At 66.6% G+C, this 902-nt stretch carries 1 protein-coding gene; it reads left to right on the top strand.

What is annotated here, in order from left to right:
• Positions 1 to 773, top strand: a 773-nt coding sequence (locus tag ALA01S_RS31250; RefSeq protein WP_157119453.1) for an AMP-binding protein, incomplete at its 5' end; no start/stop codon positions are given.
• Positions 774 to 902: the final 129 nt, after the last annotated feature.

Here is a 902-nt window from a genome sequence, read left to right as displayed (position 1 = left end):
CCATCATCATGGTCACGCCCAGCTACATGCAGGTGATCATCGAGGAGTTCACGCGCCAGGGGCTGGATGCGCGCGAGTGCAGTTTGAAGATCGGCATCTTCGGCGCCGAGCCCTGGACCGAGGCCATGCGGCGCGAGATCGAAGGCAAGGCCGGCATTGACGCGGTGGACATCTACGGCCTGTCGGAAGTGATGGGGCCGGGCGTGGCCAGCGAGTGCATCGAGTCCAAGGACGGCCCGGTGGTGTGGGAAGACCACTTTTATCCCGAGATCATCGACCCCGACACCGGCGAAGTGCTGCCTGACGGCGCGGAGGGCGAGCTGGTGTTCACCTCACTGACCAAGGAGGCGCTGCCCATCGTCCGCTACCGCACGCGCGACCTCACGCGCCTCTTGCCGCCCACGTCACGCGCGTTCCGGCGCATGGGCAAGATCGTCGGCCGCTCGGACGACATGCTCATCATCCGCGGCGTCAACGTCTTTCCGACGCAAATCGAGGAGATCGTGCTGCAGCACGAGAAGCTCTCCGGCCAGTACCAGGTGCAAGTCATGCGCGACGGGCTGCTGGACGAGGTGCTGGTGCGCTGCGAGCTGCAGCCCATGCTGGGCCCGCTGGCGCCCGCGCAAACCGATGCGATCGCGCAGTGGGTGCAGCAGCGCATCAAGACCCTGGTGGGCATCAGCACGCGCGTGGAGGTGCTGGTGCCGGAGTCCATAGAGCGCACCCTCACCGGCAAGGCGCGGCGCGTCATAGACCGCCGCCCCAAGGGCTGAAAACCCCATCCGCAGGAGCTGCCATGTACACCCAAGCCATGGACACGCAGGGCCGCGAGGCCGCCGAGGACAAGACGCTGCGCAGCGTCGAGGAGTTGCACCTGCAGCAGCGCTTTGACGCCACGGTGG

This window comes from Azohydromonas lata NBRC 102462 (genome assembly GCF_001571085.1).
Lineage (GTDB): Bacteria > Pseudomonadota > Gammaproteobacteria > Burkholderiales > Burkholderiaceae_C > Azohydromonas > Azohydromonas lata.
The sequence above is the reverse complement of the archived record's forward strand: the minus strand, read 5'-3'. Positions and strand labels throughout refer to the sequence as shown.